The sequence below is a fragment of the Enterobacter cloacae complex sp. 2021EL-01169 genome, assembly GCF_020733125.1.
Classification (GTDB): Bacteria; Pseudomonadota; Gammaproteobacteria; order Enterobacterales; family Enterobacteriaceae; genus Enterobacter; species Enterobacter roggenkampii.
Map to the genome: position 1 here is coordinate 539535 of NZ_JAJFTC010000001.1, position 22995 is coordinate 562529.

Below are 22995 nucleotides of genomic sequence, written 5' to 3' on the forward strand. Positions count from 1 at the left end.
GTTTAGGACGACAATTAACGCCAGTTTTTGTCTGTATCCAGACAAGAAAAATCATTTAATCAAACACCGCTCAGTACACTGGTAGCTGTTAAGCCAGGGGCGGTAGCGTGCTCAATTTCTGAAACCGTCAAACACGATTGGGTTCAGAGCGTAAGTATCCAGATATTTCCAACAGATGGAACAGATAACGTGAAAATTCTTGTGACGGGCGGAGCCGGATTTATCGGCTCAGCGGTAGTACGACATATTATTAAAAATACCCAGGACGATGTCGTCAACGTGGATAAACTGACGTATGCCGGTAATCTTGAGTCGCTTACTGAAGTCAGCGATAGCGACCGATATGTCTTTGAGCATGCGGATATTTGTGACAAAGATGCTATGGATCACATCTTCGCCACGCATAAACCCGATGCTGTTATGCATCTGGCCGCTGAAAGCCACGTTGACCGTTCTATTACGGGCCCGGCAGCGTTTATCGAAACCAACATCGTCGGCACTTATGTGCTGCTGGAAGCCGCCCGTGCGTACTGGTCCACGCTGGATGAGGAGGCGAAGAAAGCGTTTCGCTTCCATCACATCTCTACCGACGAAGTGTATGGTGATTTGCCGCATCCTGATGAGCATCCTGAATCAGCTGAGCTGCCACTCTTCACTGAAACCACAGCGTATGCGCCTAGCAGCCCATATTCAGCGTCGAAAGCCTCCAGCGATCACCTCGTTCGTGCCTGGCTTCGTACCTACGGTTTCCCGACCATCGTCACCAACTGTTCAAATAATTACGGCCCGTACCATTTCCCGGAAAAACTGATCCCGTTGGTTATCCTGAATGCGCTGGAAGGTAAAGCGCTGCCAATTTACGGTAAAGGCGATCAGATCCGTGACTGGTTGTATGTCGAGGATCATGCGCGTGCGCTGTATACCGTTGTCACTCAAGGGAAACCGGGTGAGACGTACAATATTGGCGGTCATAACGAGAAGCAGAACTTGGAGGTGGTACATACAATTTGCGACCTGCTGGATGAAATTGTGCCGAAAGAAGGTTCTTACCGCGATCAGATCACTTATGTTAAGGATCGGCCTGGGCACGATCGTCGTTATGCAATTGATGCAACTAAAATTGGCAATGCGCTAGGTTGGCATCCTCAAGAAACTTTCGAGAGTGGAATTCGTAAAACAGTTATGTGGTATTTATCTAATGAATCGTGGGTAAATAATGTAAAAAGTGGAGCATATGCTTCATGGCTTTCAAAACAATATGGAGAAAGTAACTGATGAAAGGCATTATTCTCGCGGGTGGTTCTGGAACAAGACTTTATCCGATAACTATGGGTATTTCTAAGCAATTGCTGCCTATATATGATAAACCTATGATTTATTATCCGTTATCTGTGTTATTGCTGGCTGGTATACAGGATATTCTGATCATTACAACGCCTGAGGACCAGGCTGGATTTATCAGATTATTAGGTGATGGTAGTCAATTTGGAATCAATTTAAGCTATGCAATTCAGCCAAGCCCTGATGGTCTTGCGCAGGCTTTTATAATTGGTGAGGATTTCATTGGCAATGAATCGGTTTGTCTTGTGTTAGGAGATAATATTTTCTTCGGACAAGGATTTACACCAAAACTGCAAATGGCAAGTAATAGAACCAGCGGAGCAACTGTCTTTGGTTACCAGGTGATGGACCCCGAACGTTTTGGTGTTGTTGAGTTTGATGACAAGTTTAAAGCATTGAGTATTGAAGAAAAACCTAAAAATCCTAAATCAAACTGGGCAGTAACAGGCCTTTATTTTTATGATAACGATGTGATCAATATCGCAAAAAATATAAAGCCTTCATCCAGAGGTGAATTAGAAATAACTACAGTCAACGAAGTATACCTTAATAATAATAATTTGAACGTTGAGCTGTTAGGACGTGGTTTTGCCTGGCTCGATACGGGAACTCATGATAGTTTAATTGAAGCTGGTACTTTTGTTGAGACTGTTCAAAAGCGCCAAGGCATGATGGTTGCATGTCCTGAAGAGATCGCGTGGCGTAATGGATGGTTAAGCAAAGATGATTTATTTAAATTAGGAAGTATTTTAAGCAAAAATCATTATGGGCAATATTTGATGAAGTTGGCTAATCATATATGAAAATAGATTTTATTCCTCTTCAGGTTCACGGCGATGAAAGAGGCGCATTAGTATCTCTGGAAAGAGAAAATAATATCCCCTTTGATATAAGGAGAGTGTATTATATTTTTGATACAAAGGAAGGTGTAACTCGGGGTTTTCATGCGCATCGGAAGCTAAAGCAAGTTGCAATTGCAGTCAAGGGAAGTTGTCGTTTTATACTTGATGATGGCACCGAGCGTGTCAGTATTGTATTAGATAATCCGACGCAGGGCCTTCTTATCGACTCATTTATTTGGCGAGAAATGACCGATTTTACGGAAGATTGTGTTCTGATGGTAATCGCAGATATGGAATATGAAGAATCAGACTACATCAGAGATTATTCTGCATTTAAAAATTTAGCACAACAACAGCAGGAATGACTTGTCCTTGTGGCAAGTAAATAATCATCTTCGATTCAAATTCCCTAATACTTCATAATCTACGGAAAATAAAGGTGCAAAATGGTTGACTTCTTAAATCTCAAAAAAATAAATAATCGTCAAAAGAATGAACTACTTAGTGCTATCGAGAAAGTAATTGATTCCGGCTGGTACATTATGGGTGAGGAACTTAAGGCTTTCGAGGAAGAGTTTTCAGAATATTGTCAAACTAACTATGCACTTGGTGTTGCGAATGGTCTGGATGCTCTCACTTTAGTTCTCAGAGCATGGAAAGAGATGGGGAAGTTAAAAAGTGGCGATGAGGTTATTGTTCAAGGTAACACTTATATTGCCTCTGTCTTGGCTATTACAGAAAATGATCTCATTCCTGTTTTAGTTGAGCCAGATGAACATACTTTCAATTTAAGCGCAAAAGATATTCGCGCAGCAATTTCAGATAAAACAAGAGCCATTTTGCCTGTGCATCTCTATGGCCAAATCTCTCCAATGAAAGAAATTATGGAGATTGCTCGCGAAAACAATCTACTCGTGCTTGAGGACTGTGCTCAGGCTCACGGCGCTCAAATTGATGGGAAACGAGCTGGGAGCTGGGGAGATGCTGCTGGTTTCAGTTTTTATCCGGGCAAAAATCTTGGAGCTCTGGGGGATGCAGGCGCTATCACAACAAATGACTCAGAATTATATAATATTTTAAAAGCACTAAGGAATTATGGTTCTGAGCAGAAATATTTGAATATATACCAAGGTGTTAACAGTCGTCTTGATGAAATACAAGCTGCTATCTTACGTGTAAAATTGAAAACGTTGGATAATGATGTAAAAATTCGACAGGGAATTGCGCAACGTTACCTTTCAGAAATAAAAAACCCATTGGTTGAGTTACCGTATATTGAAAATATGGAAAACCACGTATGGCATTTATTTGTTCTGAAAACTAATCAGCGAGAAGAATTACAACGCTGGCTTAATAAACATAATATTCAATCACTCATCCATTATCCGATACCACCACATAAACAAAATGCTTATAATGACATGAAGGAACTTTCCTTACCGTTAACAGAAAGTCTACATGCTAAAGTGTTATCTATTCCCATGGACCCGACGATGTCAGATGAAGACATTAATAGCGTAATTAATGCCTTAAATGGTTTTGTCGGATGAAAAAACTATTAAAAGTAACTGCCTCAACAGGTGTATTAACCCTGGCCAAAATGGCTATGGGATTTGCTATTGCGAAGGTAGTTGCAATTTATACAGGGCCGTCTGGGATGGCCCTTCTTGGTCAGATTCAAGGATTCGTAACGGTATTAAATGGAGTCATCAATGCTCCAGTCAGTAACGGTGTAGTAAGGTATACTTCTGAATACAGCAAGAGTGGTTATAATGAATGCTCGCCTTGGTGGCGAGCATCATTAATTTGGGTAGTAGCTATATTTTTAATATTATTGCCTGTTTCTCTATTAGCCTCGGATAAATTATCTGAATATTTTTTTGGTGATATCCAATTCCATTGGATAATTACATTAACAGTACTATTATTACCACTTTCGGCGCTGGGTACCCTGTTTTTATCTATAATCAATGGCTTTCAAAATCATAGACGTTTCATTGCTATAAATTTTTTATCTGTGACATGTTCTAGTGTCGTCATGATTTTATTGATTGTTCGTTATAATATTCAAGGAGCAATCTTAGCAGCAGCAATTCAAACAGCTTTGATTGGTTTAGTTATATTGCTTGTTAATATAAACCAAAAATGGATGCAGATAAAAAACTTTATCGGAAGTATTAAATTATCAGCATTCAACGGTATTGGTAAATATGTGCTTATGGCGATGACGAGCGCTATAGTCATGCCTGTAGCATTACTGATTACCCGAAATATTATGGTGCAATATACAGGCTGGCAGGGAACTGGTCTCTGGCAGTCAGTATGGAAAATTTCTGAGGTTTACTTAGGTGTGATTACTATAGCACTGAGTACCTATTATTTGCCTAAGTTGTCTCAATTAAATGACACAGACAGCATTATGCACGAAGTTACATCTACTGCAAAAATAATTGTCCCAATTATATCTTTAATTGCAGTTATGGTTTATGCATGTAGAGACTTCTTAATTCATATATTATTCACAAGTGAATTTAGTGGGGCAAGAGATCTCTTTTCGGTTCAGTTATGTGGGGACGTGATAAAAATAGTTGCATGGCTATATGCCTTTCCAATGCTTTCACGATGTGCAGTGAAATGGTACTTATTCACTGAAGTATTCTTTGGTATAATTTTTGTTGTTTTGTCATATATATTGATCCCGATTTTTTTACTACATGGTGCTAATTATGCTTATCTGATAAGCTATATAGTATATGCTGTCGTTATAATTACTAATGTTAGAAGAATCTTAGCATAGGAAAATCAATGTGAGCTTCATTATTAAAGCATACCATGCTACGCTTAATATAATATATCTCTTTTTATTGAAAGTATTCACCAAAAATACAATCAAATTCAATTCTCCGAAGTTGGGTAAAGGTTTAAGTATTACAGCCGTTAATAATGCTGTTCTAGATATCAATAATTTATCGGCCAGAAACAATTTAAACGTTTTTGTTAGTAAAGGCATATTGGTTTTCAAGAAGAATTGTTTTGTCAATAATAATTGTTCATTTAATTGCTTGCATCATATCCAGGTAGGAAAAAATACCATTTTTGGTGAGAGTGTTAAAGTTTACGATCATGACCATTCAATAGATGAGAATTACATTGTTAACAAAAACGATTTTGTCACTTCACCAGTAATAATTGGTGCTAACTGTTGGATTGGTTCCAATACTATCATTTTAAAAGGTGTAAATATCGTAGATAATGTCGTTATTGGTGCTAATTCGCTTGTGAATAAATCTGTTTTAGCACCAGGTATATACGTTAATAAGAATGGTTTATTGACTAAAATTAAATAAAAACAGGTTCTACATGGTCGATTTAGACGTCAAGAAAATTATCACAATAGCAGTTATTTCTTATAATTCAGGTGATACTATTGCTGATACTTTGAATAGTATTATTCTTCAGACATATAATAAAAAATTGATTGAAGTTATCATTTCAGATGATGGCTCGAGCGATCATACGCTTTCTATTGCCCAGCACTGGAAAGAGCAAAATAAACATCTTTTTAAAGATATTGTTATTATTTCTCATGAGAAAAATAAAGGTGTTGCAGCTAACTGTAATCAAGCATGGAAGTTGGCATCAGGTTCATGGATAAAAACAATTGCAGCCGATGATTTGTTATTACCTAATTGTATTGAATTAAACGTCAAATATGTTAATCATCACTCTACGGCCAAGATCGTCTTTTCGGATATGATACCTTTTACAATTGATGGTAATGGTGAACCGATTAAACATGATAAAAATAAAATATGTGCTAAGCAGCCTTCGCAACTAAAAAATATTCTTTATGAGTGTTACCTGCTTGCACCGACAGGGTTCATCAGAAAAGATGTGTTGGAATATGTTGGTTATGCTGATGAATCATATCCAATGATCGAAGATTATCCGCTTTGGCTTAAATGTTCAAGAAGTGGTATTATGTTTTCTTATATGGAAGAGTGTACTGTGCTTTATCGCAAGGGTGACTCCCTGTCTCAACAAGGAAGCAGAATAGGCAATGTTTTATATCTCCAGTCTTTATACTGTTTTCAGAGAGAAAAAATTTGGCCATTGTTGCCTTCGAGAATGATACTAAAAAAATGGGATGATTTTTTGCTCTTTAAACAAAAATTCCTATGGATAAAGTTCTTTGGCAATAAAGTAACTGTGCCATATCTTGTTGTGCAAAAGCTAACATTACTAATAAGGCCTTATAAATTATTTAATGTAGCGAAAAAAATTCTAATGAAGTAGAGAGATCCAGATGGCTATTAATGTGATGTTGTTGCTATTTTTTGCGATAATTACTTTATTTGCAAATTTCCGGTTACGTATTTTTAGCTTCAGGCCAACTGTGTTGGGGGCGATTTTCCTTTTGGCCCTGTTCGTAGAGATCGTTCCTGGTACAATATTAGTGGCCTTTTTAAATTATCCTATGTCGTTCGGTGTTGATGCACTTATAACAGATGAAAAAAAAATAGAAACATTTAGATATACGTTTCTGTCAATATCAATTCTTCTTCTTATGATTTCTCTTGCATCTTATATTTGTCGATTTGATGTTGATATTTCAAAATTAAATACGACACATCTGCGTGTAAAGCTAATTACATTTTTTTCCTTTGCGGTAATATTTATAAAAATATTTTCAGTTGGTGATATTCCTTTTATAATGGCAATGAAAGGAGATTTCGATGGGGCAGCTTTAGCGAAAGCTCAAATACTCAAGAATGAAGTTGGATTTGGTGGTTTGTTTATTGGTTATATATTTGTCTATTTTCCTTATATATCACTTGTATATTCATACTGCCATAAAAAGAAATTTTTGTATGGCAGGTTACTTTTTCGTATTAATCTTCTATTAATAATAATATATAGCATGTACGACATGCAAAAATCTAAACTTATCGTTGTACTGTTTATTCTTTTTATTCTATATTTAAAATCAACAAGACGTATTAATTACATAATTATAACTATTATTCCTGCAATGAGTCTAATGCTCTTATGTGCATTCTTTATACTTTTGCACAATATACCATTTGGAGAAGTATTTGATTCAGTTTTAGCTAGGTTGTTCATAGGTCAGACTGAAGGGTCCTTTATGATTTATCAGGCACTGACTCCGGATCTTTCTCGTATTGCTTACGGGATGCCATTAGGAGGGCTTTTTGGCATATATGCAGTAGATCCGGCAGCTGAAATTATCACTATATTCTTTCCTACCGCAGGTGACGCATGGGTCAATTCCAATAGCTATTTCCAGGCACACGCTTGGTCGATTTTTGGTGATGCTTCTTTAATACTTGGCCCATTTTTTGTGGCCCTAAATATAATTGGTTTATATTTTCTTAAAGAAATTTTCAGCAAGATAGATAGGGCTTATGCTAGTAGTGTTTACATCGTATCTATTTTGACTTTACCTATCGTAAATGACTTTTCATATTTTCTTTTCTTCAAGTCTTGGTTTTGTATGATCGTATTAATGATATTTTACCTCGCAACGATAAAAATCATTGAATTATCCTGTAAAATAAAAAACAATGATTTATGCTGATTTTTTGTTTTAATAAATGAGATATAAATTATCTTGGTGAATATATGAAAGTATTACATATCGTTGGGAATAAAATTGAAGCATCAAATGGTATTGGCCGTTTGCTACCTGAAATGATAGAAATGCAAAATAAATACAGTAAAAAAATGGAAAGCGCACTCTACTGTGTTAATGATGTATATAATTCATCTGAGTTTGAAGTTATTAACAAATATGATGTTAATGATAAAATCCTTGATGATTATGATTTATTTATTTTCCATGGGTTGTATTTTTACAACTATATTAATTTGGCGAAAAAGATTTTGTCTCGAGGAAAAAAATATTTTGTTAAACCTCATTCCAGTCTAATTGTCAGTGCGCAGAAAAAATCAATTATAAAAAAAACATTGGCTAATTTTCTTTTCTTTAAGCGTTTTGTAAATAATGCGAGTGCTGTCATTTTTACAAATGAAGATGAAGCAAAAAACTCAGTTCAGTGGAATTCTGATTTCTTTTATGAAGGTAACGGACTTTCAAGTATTCAGATAAAAGGCAAAATATTCAGAAATAAATGTCAACCATATAAATTTGTTTATCTTTCGAGAATAGATTTCTCACATAAAGGTACCGACATTCTCCTGGATGCTTTGGAGATATTGAAAGATAAATATGATATGAAAAATTTAGATCTTTCTATATATGGTAAAGGGAATAACAAAGAGGAGAGTGAGCTTAATGGTCGTATCCAAAAACTCAATTTTCCAGGTGTGACTTTCAATGGCCCAATATATGGAAAAGATAAAAACTCAATGCTACATGACAAGGATGTTTTTATTTTGACTTCGAGATATGAAGGGTTTCCAATGGCTATACTTGAAGCTTTGGACGCTGGTTTACCGTGCCTTGTAACACGAGGGGTAAATATGACGAGTATTATTAAAAAATACCAAATTGGATGGGAGTGCGAGACAACGGCTAATGACGTTGCTGAGTTAATCTTATCTGTACTCAATATGGATAGTAGTTCAATAGATAATATGACCATGCGCGCTCGAGAATATATTATGAAAGAGCATAATTGGCCCTCACTTGTTAATTACTCCGAATCAATTTATAGAGAAATATATAAGAGGGATATGTGAAAAAAAAGATTCTTATATTAGGAGGTTCAGGATTTATTGGGGTTAACCTCATTGAACATTTTTTACAACATAATTATGACGTGATCATTTATGGAAGAAGTATACCCTTAGGTTTTGAAGAGAAAATTATCTTTGTTGAAGCTGATTTAACGGGTATCAATGCTAAGAAAGAATATCTCAAGAGTCTTGAAATTGACACGGCGTTATATCTAATAAACACCTTCTCTGTGAATTCAAAAGTCAGAAATTATCAGTCCTTGCTTGAAGAAAACAAATATCTGATAAATGAAATTTTCGACATTGTTAAACGTTTTATTTTCTTCTCTTCTGGAGGAAGAGTATATAAGAGCAGTGAACGCCCCCATCATGAAAACGAACATCTTGAAGCTGTTTGTGACTATGGGAAAAGTAAAATCGATCTTGAAGCTTATGTAAAGTCATGTGGTGCTCAAAAGAAAAAACAATTTCTGATAATTAGACCTTCAAATCCTTATGGGCCGCATCAAACAGTAACAGGAAATCAAGGATTGATTGCAGTCATTACTGGTCGCATAATTTCTGGTCAGGTTGTTGATGTTTGGGGTAGTGGAAATGAGGTAAGAGATTATATATATATAAAAGATTTCGTTAATATGTTTTATTCGCTATTTTGCATAGAAAACCCACGGCATAATATATACAATATAGGTTCATGTACTGGCGAATCAACTTTATCAATTTTAACAGTCGTCCGTCAACACTTACCAAATTACAATATACAAGTTAAATATACTCCTAACGATAATATTATTAAGTCTAATATTCTCTGTAACAAGCGAATATTAGATGAAATTGGTACTTACAACTACACGGATATCAACTCTGGAATAGCTCAGTTCCTCGAGTGGTTACAGATAGTATCAAGAAATAAATGACGGGTTTTATTTGGGATTATTCATGAAAATAAGTGTCTTACTATCTCTCTATATAAAAGAGTCCCCAGATTTTCTACATTCATGTCTTGCCAGTTTGTGTAACCAAACTTACTTCCCTGATGAAATCGTCATTGTTTTCGATGGTCCAGTCACTACTGAATTGAATGAATGTATAATCAAATGGTCAGAAAAATTACCCGTTAAAATCGTAAAAATTGAAAACAACGTGGGTTTAGGTGAAGCGTTAAATATTGGGTTGAGGTCTTGCAGTAATAATATTGTTTTTAGAATGGATACTGATGATATATGTCACAAAGACCGTTTCATGAAACAAGTAGAATACTTTGAGGATAATCCTGATGTAGGTTTGTTGAGTTCAACTGTTGGTGAGTTCAGGGAGTCGATTGATGATGTTTATGCCTATCGCAAACTGCCGTTGACGCATTCAAAAATTTTACAATTTTCCAAAAAAAGAAATCCATTCAATCATATGGCTGTAGCCTTCAAAAAGGACTTGGTATTAGCCGCTGGTGGTTACCAACGTGAATATTTGTATGAAGACTATGCGCTATGGGTCAGAATGATTCAAAATGGTGTTATTACTGCTAATTTGCCGGAGACGCTGGTATATGCCAGAGCTGGAAATGGAATGGCTGCTAGACGCTCTGGTCTAAAATATGCGAAATCAGAGTTCGCTGCACAGGTCAATTTTTATAGAACAGGTTATCTTAGTTTTTTTGAATTGATTAGAAACCTGTCAATCAGAATACCCTTAAGACTTATTCCTGTCTCATTTTTATCTTTGTTATATTCAACTGTTCTTCGCAAGTGAGTTATAACAACAGGTTGCCTTTTCCAAAGGTGCTTTTAAGGACTAAAAAGTTTAGATAAACGTTTATCGCAAGACATCTATCCGCTAAGATACTAAGAATATTGAAATACTCAGCCGTACGTGCTGAGAACCACACCTGACAGGAGTATGTAATGTCCAAACAACAGATCGGCGTCGTCGGTATGGCAGTGATGGGGCGCAACCTGGCGCTCAACATCGAGAGCCGTGGTTATACCGTCTCCGTTTTCAACCGCTCCCGTGATAAGACCGAAGAAGTGATTACCGAAAATCCGGGCAAGAAACTGGTTCCCTTCTATACGGTTAAAGAATTCGTTGAGTCTCTGGAAACCCCGCGTCGTATCCTGTTAATGGTGAAAGCAGGCGCAGGTACCGATGCAGCTATCGACTCCCTGAAGCCTTACCTCGATAAAGGTGACATCATCATTGATGGGGGTAACACCTTCTTCCTGGACACTATTCGTCGTAACCGTGAGCTGTCTGCAGAAGGCTTCAACTTCATCGGTACTGGGGTTTCCGGTGGTGAAGAGGGCGCGCTGAAAGGGCCATCTATCATGCCTGGCGGTCAAAAAGAAGCGTATGAACTGGTTGCGCCAATCCTGACCAAAATCGCTGCGGTTGCGGAAGATGGCGAACCGTGTGTGACCTATATCGGTCCGGACGGTGCAGGCCATTACGTTAAGATGGTTCACAACGGCATCGAATACGGTGACATGCAGCTGATTGCTGAAGCATACTCCCTGCTGAAAGGCGGCCTGAACCTCTCCAACGAAGAGCTGGCTGAAACCTTTACGGAGTGGAATAAAGGCGAGCTGAACAGCTACCTGATCGACATCACCAAAGATATCTTCACGAAAAAAGATGAAGATGGTAAATACCTGGTTGATGTGATTCTGGATGAAGCTGCGAACAAAGGTACCGGTAAATGGACCAGCCAGAGCTCTCTGGATCTGGGCGAACCGCTGTCTCTGATCACCGAATCCGTCTTCGCGCGATACATATCTTCCCTGAAAGAACAGCGCGTTGCAGCATCTAAAGTGTTGTCTGGTCCACAGACTAAACCAGCGGGCGACAAAGCTGAGTTCGTTGAGAAAGTGCGTCGCGCCCTGTACCTGGGTAAAATCGTTTCTTATGCGCAGGGCTTCTCTCAGTTACGTGCAGCGTCAGACGAAAATAACTGGGATCTGAACTACGGTGAAATCGCGAAGATCTTCCGCGCGGGTTGCATCATTCGTGCGCAGTTCCTGCAGAAAATTACCGATGCCTATGCTGAAAACGCCGGTATCGCCAACCTTCTGCTGGCACCATACTTCAAGAAGATTGCGGACGAATACCAGCAGGCGCTGCGTGACGTGGTTGCTTACGCGGTACAGAACGGTATTCCGGTTCCAACCTTCTCCGCTGCAGTGGCTTACTATGACAGCTATCGTGCTGAAGTTCTGCCTGCCAACCTGATCCAGGCGCAGCGTGACTACTTCGGCGCGCACACCTATAAACGTACTGATAAGGAAGGTGTGTTCCACACCGAGTGGTTAGGCTGATCTTTCAATACTTTTGGTTGCATGCGAGACTTGTAATGAAAAGTTAAAGCTTGTTAGTTCAACCTGAAAAGCTTTAGAGCCTGAGCCCATTACTTATGGGCTCAGGCTTTTTTATATAAAGCCTTGATTGCTGTTCGTCAATGTCCTTAATCAAATTCTTTAAATTACGTTCTGAAAGAATGTTAATTAGATTTTTATAGAATTGCATTTGGCTATTATACATTTATCGCATCAGCAATTGATATGTATTTAAAACCGATGTTGAACCGGCTGTGGTCGACAGTATAATAGCCAAATCCTCACGGCGACACTGTAAATTCAACAAGTGCGAGTATTGTAAGTGTGTTATTTATCAGAAATTTGACGTATTATCTTAGCCGGGTTGCCAGCAACGATAACATTATCGGGAATATCTTTTGTTACAACAGAACCAGCACCAACAATGCTATTGTAACCTATTGTAATTCCTGGTAAAATTGTTGCGTTAGCACCAACGGATGCGCCCTTTTTTATAATTGTCTTTGGATATTCTGAGGAGTATTGTTTTGACCTCGGATACATATCGTTCGTAAATGCAGCGCAGGGGCCAATAAATACATTATCTTCTAAGGTAATGCCATCCCATAAGTACACACCTGATTTTATAGTTACATTATCGCCAATAAGTACTTTATTTTCGATAAGAGTGTGTGCACAAATATTGCAATTTTCACCTATTACCGCATGTTCGAATATCACTGCGTATTGCCAAACAGTCGTGCCTGCTCCAATGTTCTTCGATTTTACATCACTTAATGGATGAATTTTCATATTATTCCCGATCAGATTAGTTTAATATTATTACATTTTAGCAAAAAATTATTTAAGTGGGAAGCTTTGTAGAAGTAATGGCCATAAGTTTTAAAAATAACGTTACCTACCATAAAATTCGCGAACCTCTATTCTGGATTAGCTATCTATATGCTAACTTATGGGGATTAATCTGAATTAATTTAGCCATATGAAGAAAACCTATCTCTCGCTCAGTTTTTTTCCAGCCACGTTGTCCGCACGCTACCTTGCCTGAACCATCCTGCAGATTTAAAAGCAGTATAAAATACTGTAATATTTAATTTTTACGGTCGTTTATACAGCTTGACATCGACTCAGCACACGAGGTACAAACCTCAAAAGTTGCCTATTGCGGTGGGGCGATAGTCGCTCCCGGACACTTAATCTAAAGAAGTTATATCAATGAAAATAACAATTTCCGGAACAGGGTATGTCGGTCTTTCTAACGGCATTCTGATTGCTCAGAACCATGAAGTGGTTGCGCTGGATATCGTGCAGGCCAAAGTGGATATGCTTAATCAGAAGAAATCGCCGATTGTCGACAAAGAAATCCAGGACTATCTCAGCAATAAACCGCTGAATTTCCGCGCCACGACAGATAAAGAAGATGCATACCGCGATGCGGATTACGTCATCATTGCGACGCCTACTGACTACGATCCAAAAACCAACTATTTCAACACCTCAACGGTAGAAGCGGTAATCAAAGACGTTATCGCGATCAACCCTAATGCGGTGATGGTGATTAAATCGACCATCCCTGTCGGTTTTACCAAATCTATTAAAGAAAAATTCGGTATTGATAATATCTTCTTCTCGCCGGAATTCCTGCGTGAGGGGAGAGCGCTTTACGATAACCTGCATCCTTCGCGTATCGTTATTGGCGAACGTTCTGAGCGCGCTGAACGTTTTGCTGCGTTGCTACAGGAAGGGGCCCTGAAGAAAGATATTCAGGTGCTGTTTACCGACTCCACTGAAGCTGAGGCGATCAAGCTCTTCGCGAATACCTATCTGGCGATGCGAGTGGCTTATTTTAATGAGCTCGACAGCTACGCAGAAAGCCTAGGACTGAATACTCGCCAGATTATTGAAGGGGTGTGCCTCGACCCGCGCATTGGCAATCACTACAACAACCCGTCATTTGGCTACGGTGGCTATTGCCTGCCAAAAGATACGAAGCAGCTGCTGGCAAACTATCAGGCGGTGCCGAATAACCTCATCTCGGCGATTGTTGATGCCAACCGTACGCGTAAAGACTTCATCTCCGATTCTATCCTTGCACGTCAGCCGAAAGTGGTCGGTGTGTATCGTCTGATCATGAAGAGTGGTTCCGATAACTTCCGTGCCTCTTCCATTCAGGGGATCATGAAGCGTATCAAGGCAAAAGGCGTTGAGGTTATTATCTATGAACCTGCCATGTCGGACGATCAGTTCTTCAATTCACGCGTGATCCGCGATCTGGATGCCTTCAAAAACGAAGCGGATGTCATTATCTCGAACCGAATGGCCGAAGAACTGGCTGACGTCGCTGATAAAGTCTATACCCGCGATCTCTTCGGTAGTGACTAAGTCTTTTCGTGATAAAAAACCCGGCTGATTTGCCGGGTTTTTTATTTTTAGACGTTGTAAAACTCGCGGTACCAGTCAACGAAGTTCTTTACTCCGTCTTTGACTGAGGTTTGCGGTTTAAAACCTATCACGTCATACAGCGCTTTAGTGTCGGCGCTGGTTTCCAGCACGTCTCCTGGCTGGAGAGGCAGCATGTTTTTCTCTGCTTGTTTACCCAGCGCGTCTTCCAGCGCGGTAATGTAATCCATCAGCTCGACTGGTGAACTGTTACCGATGTTGTAAACACGATAAGGCGCTGAACTGGTTGCCGGTGAGCCAGTCTCAACGGTCCAGTTTGGATCTGACTGAGGAATAACATCCTGAAGGCGAATAATGGCTTCAGCGATATCATCAATATACGTAAAGTCGCGCTTCATCTTACCGTAGTTATAGACATCAATGCTTTTGCCTTCAATCATCGCCTTGGTAAACTTAAACAGCGCCATGTCCGGGCGTCCCCACGGACCGTATACGGTAAAGAAGCGCAGCCCAGTTGTCGGCAGGTTGTAGAGATGCGAATAGGTGTGCGACATCAGCTCATTGGCTTTTTTGGTCGCGGCATAAAGCGAAACCGGGTGATCCACGGAATCGTCAGTTGAGAAGGGCATCTTGCGGTTGAGGCCATATACGGAGCTGGATGATGCATACAACAGATGCTGAACGTTGTTATGGCGGCAGCCTTCCAGCACGTTGAGGTGGCCGATAAGGTTGGCGTCCGCGTACGCGTGGGGGTTTTCAAGGGAGTAGCGCACACCCGCTTGAGCGGCCAGATGAATCACACGATCAAACTTCTCACCGGCGAAAAGCGCAGCCATGCCTTCACGGTCTGCTAACTCCAGCTTGTGAAAGGTGAAACGCTCTGATTTCAACAGTTCCAGGCGCGCCAGCTTCAGGCCTACATCGTAGTAGTCATTGAGGTTATCAATACCAACAACCTGATGCCCGGCCTCAAGGAGGCGTTTACTAACATTTGCACCGATAAAACCCGCTGCGCCCGTGACTAAAAATTTCATAGCTTTCCTCATAACCCTATTCTTACAGATGCCATAATGCATCGCATGGGGTCTATGATAGCGCGAAGGATATAAGTTACATAACCCATCTTTCCGATATTACTCATCGGATTCTTATAGAAAAATCGCCAGTATTCGATAAACTATGCAAACTTAATTATGTTACCCCTTTTTCATCTGTTAGGGATTGTATGACGCAAAACAGCAATAGCCAGGTCAGCCGAAGCCATGACTCTGAGCAAATTGATTTACTTGATTTAATGCTGCAACTGTGGCGTGAAAAGTGGATGATAGCAACCTTTGTTATTGTTTTTATTGCCCTTGCTGTCGGATATCTGTTTGTTGCTAAAGAAAAGTGGACCTCAAGTGCAATTATTGCGCAACCCGATGCGGCTCAGATAGCACCCTATTCAAATGCATTGAATATCCTTTATGGTACCGCAGCACCTTCAATGCTGGATATTCAAACGCGCGCTATTGACCGTTTTAATGCATCTTTCTCAGCGTTATCGCAGGCGCTGGACAATCAGGCTGTGCCTGAAAAACTCACCATCGAGCCTGCGGTTAAAGGGCAAGCGCTGCCATTAAGCGTCACCTATACCAGTACATCAGCAGAGGCGGCTCAGAAGCAGCTGGCGCAGTACATTCAGCAAGTCGATGAGCAGACCGCAAAAGAACTAGCCCTTGATCTTAAGGACAATATTAAGGAGCAGATCAAAACCCTGAATGATTCACTGCAAAACCAGGAGAAGGTCGCGCAGGAACAAAAAGATCTGCGTATCAAACAGATTGCTGAGGCACTGAAAAACGCTGAGGCAGCGAAAATTACTTCGCCACAGCTCCAGTAAACCCAGGATGTCACACAGGAAACATTATTCCTGCTTGGCAGCGAAGGGCTTAAATCGATGATTGACAACGAAGCATCGCGCCCACTGGTTTTCCCCACCGCCTATTATCAGACCAAGCGAAATCTCTTGGATATCCAGAATCTGAACGTAAACCCGGACACAATCCACGTCTATCGTTACGTTATGAAGCCGGATCTTCCTGTCCGCCGTGACAGCCCGAAAAAAGCCGTGATTCTGGTTCTCGCCGTGCTACTTGGCGGAATGATTGGTTCAGGTGTGGTACTGGGGCGTAACGCCTTACGAAACTACAAACCAAAGGTCTGATTTGCAGATTAAAAAAAACCGGGGATATACCCCGGTTTTTTTATTTGTGACGTTTGCGAAGGTTTTCTATCACCGCCGTCAAATCCAGCGCCTGATCTTGTAGCAGCACCAGCAGGTGATACATCAAGTCAGACGCTTCGTTCGTCAGCTCCTCGCGGTCATGCACGGTCGCGGCCAGCGCCGTCTCAACGCCTTCTTCACCCACCTTCTGCGCAATACGCTTGGTTCCGCTGGCGTACAGCTTCGCGGTATAAGAACTCTCCGGATCCGCCGATTTACGCTCCGCCAGCAGTTGCTCCAGTTGGTACAGGAACAGCCACTGGTGACTCGCCTCTCCAAAGCAGCTGCTGGTGCCCTTATGGCAGGTCGGACCGATGGGGTTTGCCAGTACCAGCAGGGTATCGTTATCGCAGTCCGGCGTAATGCTTACTACATTCAGGAAATGGCCCGAGGTTTCGCCTTTGGTCCACAGGCGCTCTTTCGTGCGGGAGTAAAACGTCACTTTGCCACTGTCGATCGTTTTCGCCAGCGCGTCCTGGTTCATATAGCCCAGCATCAGCACTTCGCCTGAGACGGCATGCTGGACAACCACCGGCAGTAATCCGTCCGTTTTTTTCCAGTCCAGCTGCGCCTGTTGTTGCTCTGTTAACATACCCTGATCTCCACGCCCTGGTCGGCCAGGTACGTTTTTAACTCACCAATATTAATAATCTGTTTGTGGAACACGGAAGCGGCCAGCGCGCCGTCCACGTTCGCATCGCGGAAGGCTTCGAGGAAGTGTTCCATGGTGCCCGCGCCGCCGGAGGCAATCAGCGGAACGTGGCAGACCTCACGAACTTTTTTCAGCTGTTCGAGGTCATACCCGTTACGCACGCCGTCCTGGTTCATCATGTTGAGGACAATCTCGCCAGCGCCACGCTTCTGCACTTCCTGCACCCAGTCGAGCGTTTCCCACTGCGTCACGCGCGTGCGGCTTTCATCCCCCGTGTACTGGTTGACGTGATACTTGCCCGTTGCGGCGTCATACCAGGTGTCGATCCCAACCACAATACACTGCACGCCAAAGCGATCGGCGAGGCGGGTAATGAGCTCCGGGTCGGCCAGGGCAGGGGAGTTGATGGAAATCTTGTCGGCACCAAACGAGAGAATTTTGGCGGCGTCGTCGGCGGATTTAATCCCACCCGCCACGCAGAACGGAATATCGATCACTTCCGCCACGCGAGCGACCCAGCTTTTGTCGACCACGCGGCCATCGCTGGAGGCGGTAATATCGTAGAACACCAGCTCGTCTGCGCCTTCATCGGCATAGCGTTTTGCCAGCGGGACGATGTCGCCAATGATCTCGTGGTTGCGGAACTGCACGCCTTTCACGACCTGGCCGTCACGTACGTCCAGGCAAGGGATTATCCGTTTTGCCAGCATTGAATCGCCTCCGTCACCGTAAATTTACCTTCCAGCAGGGCTCGGCCCACAATCACGCCCTGTACGCCCGTTCCGCGCAGCGCGGCAATATCGTTTAAATCACCAATTCCGCCCGAAGACTGGAACGCTACCTGCGGATAACGCGCGCAGATCTCTTCATACAGCGAGACGTTGGAGCCCGCCAGCGTGCCGTCACGGGAGATATCCGTGCACAGCACGTGCTTGAGGCCAACGGGCAGATAGGTATCAACTAGCGCCTCCAGCGTCACGCCGGAGTTTTCCTGCCAGCCGCTGACCGCCACCTGTTTATTACCCTGTTCGTCAATGCGCACGTCCAGCGCCAGCACCAGCGCGTCGGCGCCAAAGCGGCGGAACCAGCCCTTCACCGTCTCAGGATCTTTGACGGCGGTTGAACCGACCACCACGCGCGCCACGCCCGCGTCCAGCAGCGCCGCCACGTCATCTTCCGTACGCACGCCGCCGCCGACCTGTACCGGCACATCAACACCGGCAACCAGATTTTTAAGCAGCGGGATCTGGCGCTTCGCCGGATCTTTCGCACCCGTCAAATCCACCAGATGCAGCACCTGTGCACCCTGAGCGGCATAATCCTGCAGGCGCGGCAGCGGGTCCTTTCCGTAGTCGCGCTGTTGACCGTAATCGCCCTGATGAAGACGGACAACCGTGCCGTCAATTAAATCTAACGCGGGAATAATCATCACATCTCCAGGAAGTTTTTCAGCAGCTGCGCGCCCGCGGCGCCAGATCGCTCCGGGTGGAACTGTACGCCGAAGAAATTGTCTTTCTGCACCGCCGCGGTAAACGCCTCGCCGTAAGTGCACTGGGCGATGGTATTGACGTTCACCTGCATGGCGTAACTGTGCACGAAGTAAAAATACGCGCCGTCTTCAATGCCGCGAAATAGCCGGTCGCCCGCTTTGGCGTACACGCGGTTCCAGCCCATATGCGGCAGAGGCAGACCGTGGTCGGTCATTTTCGGCACGTCTTCGTCGATAATGCCCAGCAGGTCAACGCCGTTGCTCTCTTCGCTGCGGCGGCCCAGGATCTGCATACCCAGGCAAATGCCCAGCACCGGTTGGGTACAGGCTTTGATCAGATCGACCAGCTCGCGCTCGCGAATCTGATCCATCGCCGCCTGCGCAGTGCCTACGCCCGGCAGAAATAACTTGTCGGCACGCAGCACCACGTCCGGGTCACGGCTAACCACCGGTTCGTAGCCGTGGCGGGTGATGGCCGACTTTACGGAGTTCAGGTTGGCGCATCCGGTATCCAGAATCACCACGTTCATTACAGCACTCCTTTTGATGAGGGCAGGGCGTCGCCTTCCACGCGAATTGCCTGGCGCAGCGTGCGGCCGAAGGCCTTGAAGAGACTCTCCACGCGGTGGTGGTCGTTCTTGCCTTTGGTCTTCAGGTGCAGCGTCAGGCCCATGGTGTAGGACAATGAACGGAAGAAGTGCTCCACCATTTCGGTGCTCAGATCGCCCACGCGCTGGTAATTGAAGTCTGCTTTGTATTCCAGATGCGGACGACCGGAGATATCCATCGCGCAGCGCGCCAGACACTCGTCCATCGGCAGGACAAAGCCAAAACGGTTAATGCCGCGCTTGTCGCCGAGCGCCAGCTTCAGGGCTTCACCCAGCGCCAGGCCGGTATCTTCCACGGTGTGGTGATCGTCAATATAGAGGTCGCCTTTTACCGCGATCTCCATGCGGAAACCGCCGTGGGTGGCAATCTGGTCCAGCATGTGGTCGAAGAAACCCACGCCGGTGTGGATCTTGCTGCCGCCTTCGCGGTCCAGCCAGACCTTCACATCAATCTGTGTCTCTTTGGTGTTGCGTTCAACGTGCGAGTAGCGGTCACGTTTTGTCAGCTGTTCGCCAATCATCGCCCAGTTAAGGTTGTTGCGGTCATAGCGCAGCCCAGCGATGCCCATGTTCTCCGCCAGCGTAATATCGGTGATGCGATCGCCGATGACATAGCTGTTGGTCTTATCCAGCACATCCTCCGCCAGATAGCGCTCGACCAGCTTCACCTTTGGCTTACGGCAGTCGCACTCGTCGGCTGGCATGTGCGGGCAAATCAGCACTTCATCAAACACCACGCCCTGAGAAGTCAGCACCTGCATCATCAGATTATGCGGGCCGTCAAAGTCTGCCTGCGGGAAGCTGTCGGTACCCAGACCGTCCTGGTTGGTGATCATCACCAGCTTGTACCCGGCTTTTTGCAGCTTGAGCAGCACCGGGATCACGTCAGGTTCAAACGCCAGCTTGTCGAATCGGTCGACCTGAAAATCAGCTGGTGGCTCCGAAATAAGGGTGCCGTCACGATCGATGAAAAGGATCTTCTGGGTCATACTTTCTCCGCTTTCAGGGCGTCAATCACGCGCTGGCTCTCTGCACGGGTGCCGACGGTAATGCGCAGGCACCCGCTCAGAGAAGGTTGTTTATTCTGGTCTCGTAAGATAATGCCCTGATCCCATAAAGATTTAAATACGGCGCTGGAAGCGGTAAAGCGCGCCAGGATGTAGTTGGTTTCTGAGTCGAATACCTGCTCCACGCACGGGATATCCTTCAGGGCGGTCACCAGATACTGACGTTCCTCCAGGATTTGCGCCACGCGCTCGCGCATCGCGTTAATCCCCTGAGGCGTCAGCGCCTGTGCCGCAATATCGGCAACCGGCGTCGAGAGGGGGTACGGAGCGATCACCTTCAGCAGCAGGTCGATGACCTCTTTATTTGCCAGCGTGAATCCGCAGCGCAGACCCGCGAGGGCGAAAGCCTTCGACAGCGTACGCAGCACCACCAGGTGCGGATACTCCTCCAGCCAGCCAGCCAGCGTCGCCTGCGGGCAGAACTCGATGTAGGCTTCGTCCGCGACCACCAGGGCTTTACCGCGCGTCATCTCCAGCAGGGTGCGGATATCCTGCGGGTTAATAATCTGCCCGGTCGGGTTGTTCGGGCTGCAAACAAACACCACTTTTACGCCGTCAAGGTTGTCGGCAATCCCCTGCAGATCCAGCTGCCAGTTCTCCAGTGAGAGCACGTTGCGGCACGCCACTCCCAAGGTTTCCGCGCTGACGCTGTACATGCCGTAGGTCGGCTGGCAGTACATTACCGCGTCTTTGCCCGGCTCGCAGAAGGCACGGATCAGCAGTTCAATGCCCTCATCCGCGCCGCGACTGACCAGCACCTGCTCTGGCTTCACGCCAGCGTACTGCGCGTAGTTCTCAATAACCGCCTTCGGCTGACACTCCGGATAGCGGTTCAGCGTTTGCTGCGACAGCTCAAACTGCACCGCCGTAGGATATTCGTTGGCGTTCAGCCAGACATCCCCTTTACCGCCCAGACGACGCGCAGACTGATAGGGCGTCAGGCGACGGACATTTTCGCGGGCTAATTCTTCAATGTTCATGCTTGCTCCTTCAGGGCTGCAACGCGCAGCGTAACGGCGTTTTTGTGAGCGGTCAGGCGCTCGGCGGCGGCCAGGGTTTCAATGGTGGACGCCAGCGAGGCAAACCCTTCGCGGGAGAGCTCCTGCACGGTCATGCGTTTCTGGAAATCCGCCAGCCCCAGGCTGGAACAGGTTGAGGTATAGCCATACGTTGGCAGTACGTGGTTGGTGCCGGAGGCGTAATCGCCCGCGGATTCCGGTGACCAGTCGCCGAGGAACACCGAGCCCGCGCTGGTAATGCTATCGACCAGATCGCGCGCATTGCGGGTCTGAATAATCAGGTGCTCCGGACCGTACTGGTTAGAAATGGCAATGCACTGCTCGAGATCGCGCGCCACAATCAGTCGGCTGGCCGCTAACGCCTGGCGTGCCGTGTCGGCGCGGGGCAGGTCGGCAAGCTGACGCTCCACGGCTTCGCCCACGCGTTTCGCCATATCGGCATCCGGCGTCAGCAGGATGACCTGCGAGTCCGGGCCGTGTTCCGCCTGAGAAAGCAGGTCGGACGCGACGAAATCCGGCGTGGCGCCGCTGTCGGCAATCACCAGCACTTCAGACGGGCCGGCAGGCATATCGATGGCCGCGCCGTCCAGACGCTGGCTGACCTGACGCTTAGCCTCGGTCACATACGCATTGCCCGGGCCAAAGATTTTGTCGACCTTGGGAATGGATTCCGTGCCGAATGCCAGGGCGGATATCGCCTGCGCGCCGCCCACTTTATAGACCGCCTGCACGCCGCACAGCTTCGCCGCGTACAGGATCTCGTCGGCAATCGGTGGCGGTGAGCACAGCACCACTTTCTGACACCCGGCAATGCGTGCGGGAGTCGCCAGCATTAGCACGGTGGAGAAAAGCGGGGCAGAGCCGCCGGGAATATAGAGGCCGACGGACGCAACCGGGCGCGTCACCTGCTGGCAACGCACGCCGGGCAGGGTTTCGACATCCACGGTCTGCAGCTTTTGCGCGGTGTGGAAGGTATCAATGTTTTTCACCGCGACGGCCATCGCCTGCTTGATGTCATCCCCCAGGCGATTGCTGGCATCAATGATTTCCTGCTCGGTAACCTCTAATGCGCCGACGTCCGTCTTATCAAACTTCGCGCTGTATTCACGCAGCGCGTCATCGCCGCGGGCTTTGACGTTATCCAGGATCTCCGCCACGGTGCGCGAGATGCTTTCAGAGGCGGAAATCGCCGGGCGCATCAGCAACTCGCGCTGCTGTGCGTCGCTACAGGTATTCCAGTCGATGATTGTGTTAAAGCTCATGGC

Annotated in this window: 22 protein-coding genes and 1 pseudogene; 14 read left to right on the top strand and 9 right to left on the bottom strand. The window is 44.9% G+C overall.

All coding sequences use genetic code 11. From position 1 onward, the window contains the following. Positions 1-189 precede the first annotated feature (189 nt). The 12 genes from rfbB to gndA all read left to right on the top strand — a co-directional run bounded on the left by rfbB (position 190) and on the right by gndA (position 12211). Complete coding sequence (gene rfbB, locus LLF79_RS02410) at positions 190-1275, top strand: dTDP-glucose 4,6-dehydratase (protein ID WP_046092890.1); 1086 nt, start codon at positions 190-192, stop codon at positions 1273-1275. Then, positions 1275-2144 (top strand): glucose-1-phosphate thymidylyltransferase RfbA, encoded by an 870-nt coding sequence (gene rfbA / locus LLF79_RS02415; protein WP_110973747.1) that lies wholly within the window; start codon positions 1275-1277, stop codon positions 2142-2144. Before rfbB ends, rfbA begins: the two co-directional genes overlap by 1 nt. Next, positions 2141-2548, top strand: a complete 408-nt coding sequence (locus tag LLF79_RS02420) for an FdtA/QdtA family cupin domain-containing protein (RefSeq protein ID WP_046092810.1) — start codon at positions 2141-2143, stop codon at positions 2546-2548. The genes rfbA and LLF79_RS02420 overlap by 4 nt, the downstream gene beginning before the upstream one ends. An 81-nt stretch (positions 2549-2629) precedes the next feature. Continuing rightward, complete coding sequence (locus LLF79_RS02425; RefSeq protein WP_166711709.1) at positions 2630-3733, top strand: DegT/DnrJ/EryC1/StrS aminotransferase family protein; 1104 nt, start codon at positions 2630-2632, stop codon at positions 3731-3733. Further along, complete coding sequence (locus tag LLF79_RS02430) at positions 3730-4980, top strand: O-antigen translocase (protein WP_046092808.1); 1251 nt, start codon at positions 3730-3732, stop codon at positions 4978-4980. Before LLF79_RS02425 ends, LLF79_RS02430 begins: the two co-directional genes overlap by 4 nt. Positions 4981-4990: 10 nt before the next feature. Then, complete coding sequence (locus LLF79_RS26965; RefSeq protein ID WP_162790904.1) at positions 4991-5530, top strand: acyltransferase; 540 nt, start codon at positions 4991-4993, stop codon at positions 5528-5530. Positions 5531-5543: 13 nt separating this feature from the next. Continuing rightward, positions 5544-6479 carry a glycosyltransferase gene (locus tag LLF79_RS02440; protein ID WP_110973766.1) on the top strand — a complete coding sequence of 312 codons (936 nt, stop codon included), beginning with the start codon at positions 5544-5546 and terminating at the stop codon, positions 6477-6479. Between the two features lie 10 nt (positions 6480-6489). Further along, positions 6490-7782, top strand: a complete 1293-nt coding sequence (locus LLF79_RS02445; RefSeq protein WP_206805510.1) for a hypothetical protein — start codon at positions 6490-6492, stop codon at positions 7780-7782. A gap of 44 nt (positions 7783-7826) precedes the next feature. After that, on the top strand, positions 7827-8906 hold the full coding sequence (locus tag LLF79_RS02450) for a glycosyltransferase (RefSeq protein WP_110973759.1): 1080 nt from the start codon (positions 7827-7829) through the stop codon (positions 8904-8906). Further along, complete coding sequence (locus LLF79_RS02455) at positions 8903-9820, top strand: NAD-dependent epimerase/dehydratase family protein (RefSeq protein WP_110973758.1); 918 nt, start codon at positions 8903-8905, stop codon at positions 9818-9820. The genes LLF79_RS02450 and LLF79_RS02455 overlap by 4 nt, the downstream gene beginning before the upstream one ends. Positions 9821-9842: 22 nt before the next feature. After that, complete coding sequence (locus tag LLF79_RS02460) at positions 9843-10652, top strand: glycosyltransferase (protein ID WP_046092491.1); 810 nt, start codon at positions 9843-9845, stop codon at positions 10650-10652. A 152-nt stretch (positions 10653-10804) separates the two neighbouring features. Then, positions 10805-12211, top strand: coding sequence for an NADP-dependent phosphogluconate dehydrogenase (gene gndA, locus LLF79_RS02465; protein ID WP_046092492.1), 1407 nt, complete (start codon positions 10805-10807; stop codon positions 12209-12211). A 345-nt stretch (positions 12212-12556) separates the two neighbouring features. Here gndA and LLF79_RS02470 read toward each other — a convergent pair whose 3' ends face one another. Further along, a complete protein-coding gene (locus tag LLF79_RS02470) occupies positions 12557-13021 on the bottom strand; it encodes an acyltransferase (protein ID WP_072052148.1) in 465 nt (154 codons plus the stop codon). 423 nt (positions 13022-13444) lie between these two features. On the opposite strand from LLF79_RS02470, the gene ugd reads away from it, so the two are divergent. Further along, a complete protein-coding gene (gene ugd / locus LLF79_RS02475; RefSeq protein ID WP_046092493.1) occupies positions 13445-14611 on the top strand; it encodes a UDP-glucose 6-dehydrogenase in 1167 nt (388 codons plus the stop codon). Between the two features lie 47 nt (positions 14612-14658). Here ugd and LLF79_RS02480 read toward each other — a convergent pair whose 3' ends face one another. Further along, the gene (locus LLF79_RS02480; protein WP_046092494.1) at positions 14659-15663 is read right to left on the bottom strand and encodes an NAD-dependent epimerase; all 1005 of its coding nucleotides are present in this window, start codon (positions 15661-15663) and stop codon (positions 14659-14661) included. A gap of 191 nt (positions 15664-15854) precedes the next feature. On the opposite strand from LLF79_RS02480, the pseudogene wzzB reads away from it, so the two are divergent. Continuing rightward, positions 15855-16835 (top strand): annotated as a pseudogene (gene wzzB, locus LLF79_RS02485) (LPS O-antigen chain length determinant protein WzzB). Positions 16836-16875: 40 nt separating this feature from the next. Here the strand turns inward: wzzB and hisIE are convergent. The 7 genes from hisIE to hisD are packed head-to-tail and all read right to left on the bottom strand — an operon-like array spanning position 16876 to position 22992. Beyond that, a complete protein-coding gene (hisIE, locus tag LLF79_RS02490; protein ID WP_023325611.1) occupies positions 16876-17487 on the bottom strand; it encodes a bifunctional phosphoribosyl-AMP cyclohydrolase/phosphoribosyl-ATP diphosphatase HisIE in 612 nt (203 codons plus the stop codon). Continuing rightward, positions 17481-18257, bottom strand: a complete 777-nt coding sequence (gene hisF, locus LLF79_RS02495) for an imidazole glycerol phosphate synthase subunit HisF (RefSeq protein WP_021241435.1) — start codon at positions 18255-18257, stop codon at positions 17481-17483. Before hisF ends, hisIE begins: the two co-directional genes overlap by 7 nt. Further along, positions 18239-18976 (bottom strand): 1-(5-phosphoribosyl)-5-[(5-phosphoribosylamino)methylideneamino]imidazole-4-carboxamide isomerase, encoded by a 738-nt coding sequence (gene hisA, locus LLF79_RS02500; RefSeq protein ID WP_046092496.1) that lies wholly within the window; start codon positions 18974-18976, stop codon positions 18239-18241. The genes hisF and hisA overlap by 19 nt, the downstream gene beginning before the upstream one ends. Continuing rightward, on the bottom strand, positions 18976-19566 hold the full coding sequence (gene hisH / locus LLF79_RS02505) for an imidazole glycerol phosphate synthase subunit HisH (protein ID WP_046092497.1): 591 nt from the start codon (positions 19564-19566) through the stop codon (positions 18976-18978). The genes hisA and hisH overlap by 1 nt, the downstream gene beginning before the upstream one ends. Beyond that, positions 19566-20633: a bifunctional histidinol-phosphatase/imidazoleglycerol-phosphate dehydratase HisB gene (hisB, locus tag LLF79_RS02510; RefSeq protein WP_023344483.1), complete on the bottom strand. Its 1068-nt coding sequence runs from the start codon at positions 20631-20633 to the stop codon at positions 19566-19568. Before hisB ends, hisH begins: the two co-directional genes overlap by 1 nt. After that, positions 20630-21691, bottom strand: a complete 1062-nt coding sequence (gene hisC, locus LLF79_RS02515) for a histidinol-phosphate transaminase (RefSeq protein WP_227879062.1) — start codon at positions 21689-21691, stop codon at positions 20630-20632. Before hisC ends, hisB begins: the two co-directional genes overlap by 4 nt. Beyond that, on the bottom strand, positions 21688-22992 hold the full coding sequence (gene hisD, locus LLF79_RS02520) for a histidinol dehydrogenase (protein ID WP_023294782.1): 1305 nt from the start codon (positions 22990-22992) through the stop codon (positions 21688-21690). Before hisD ends, hisC begins: the two co-directional genes overlap by 4 nt. Between the last annotated feature and the right edge of the window lie 3 nt (positions 22993-22995).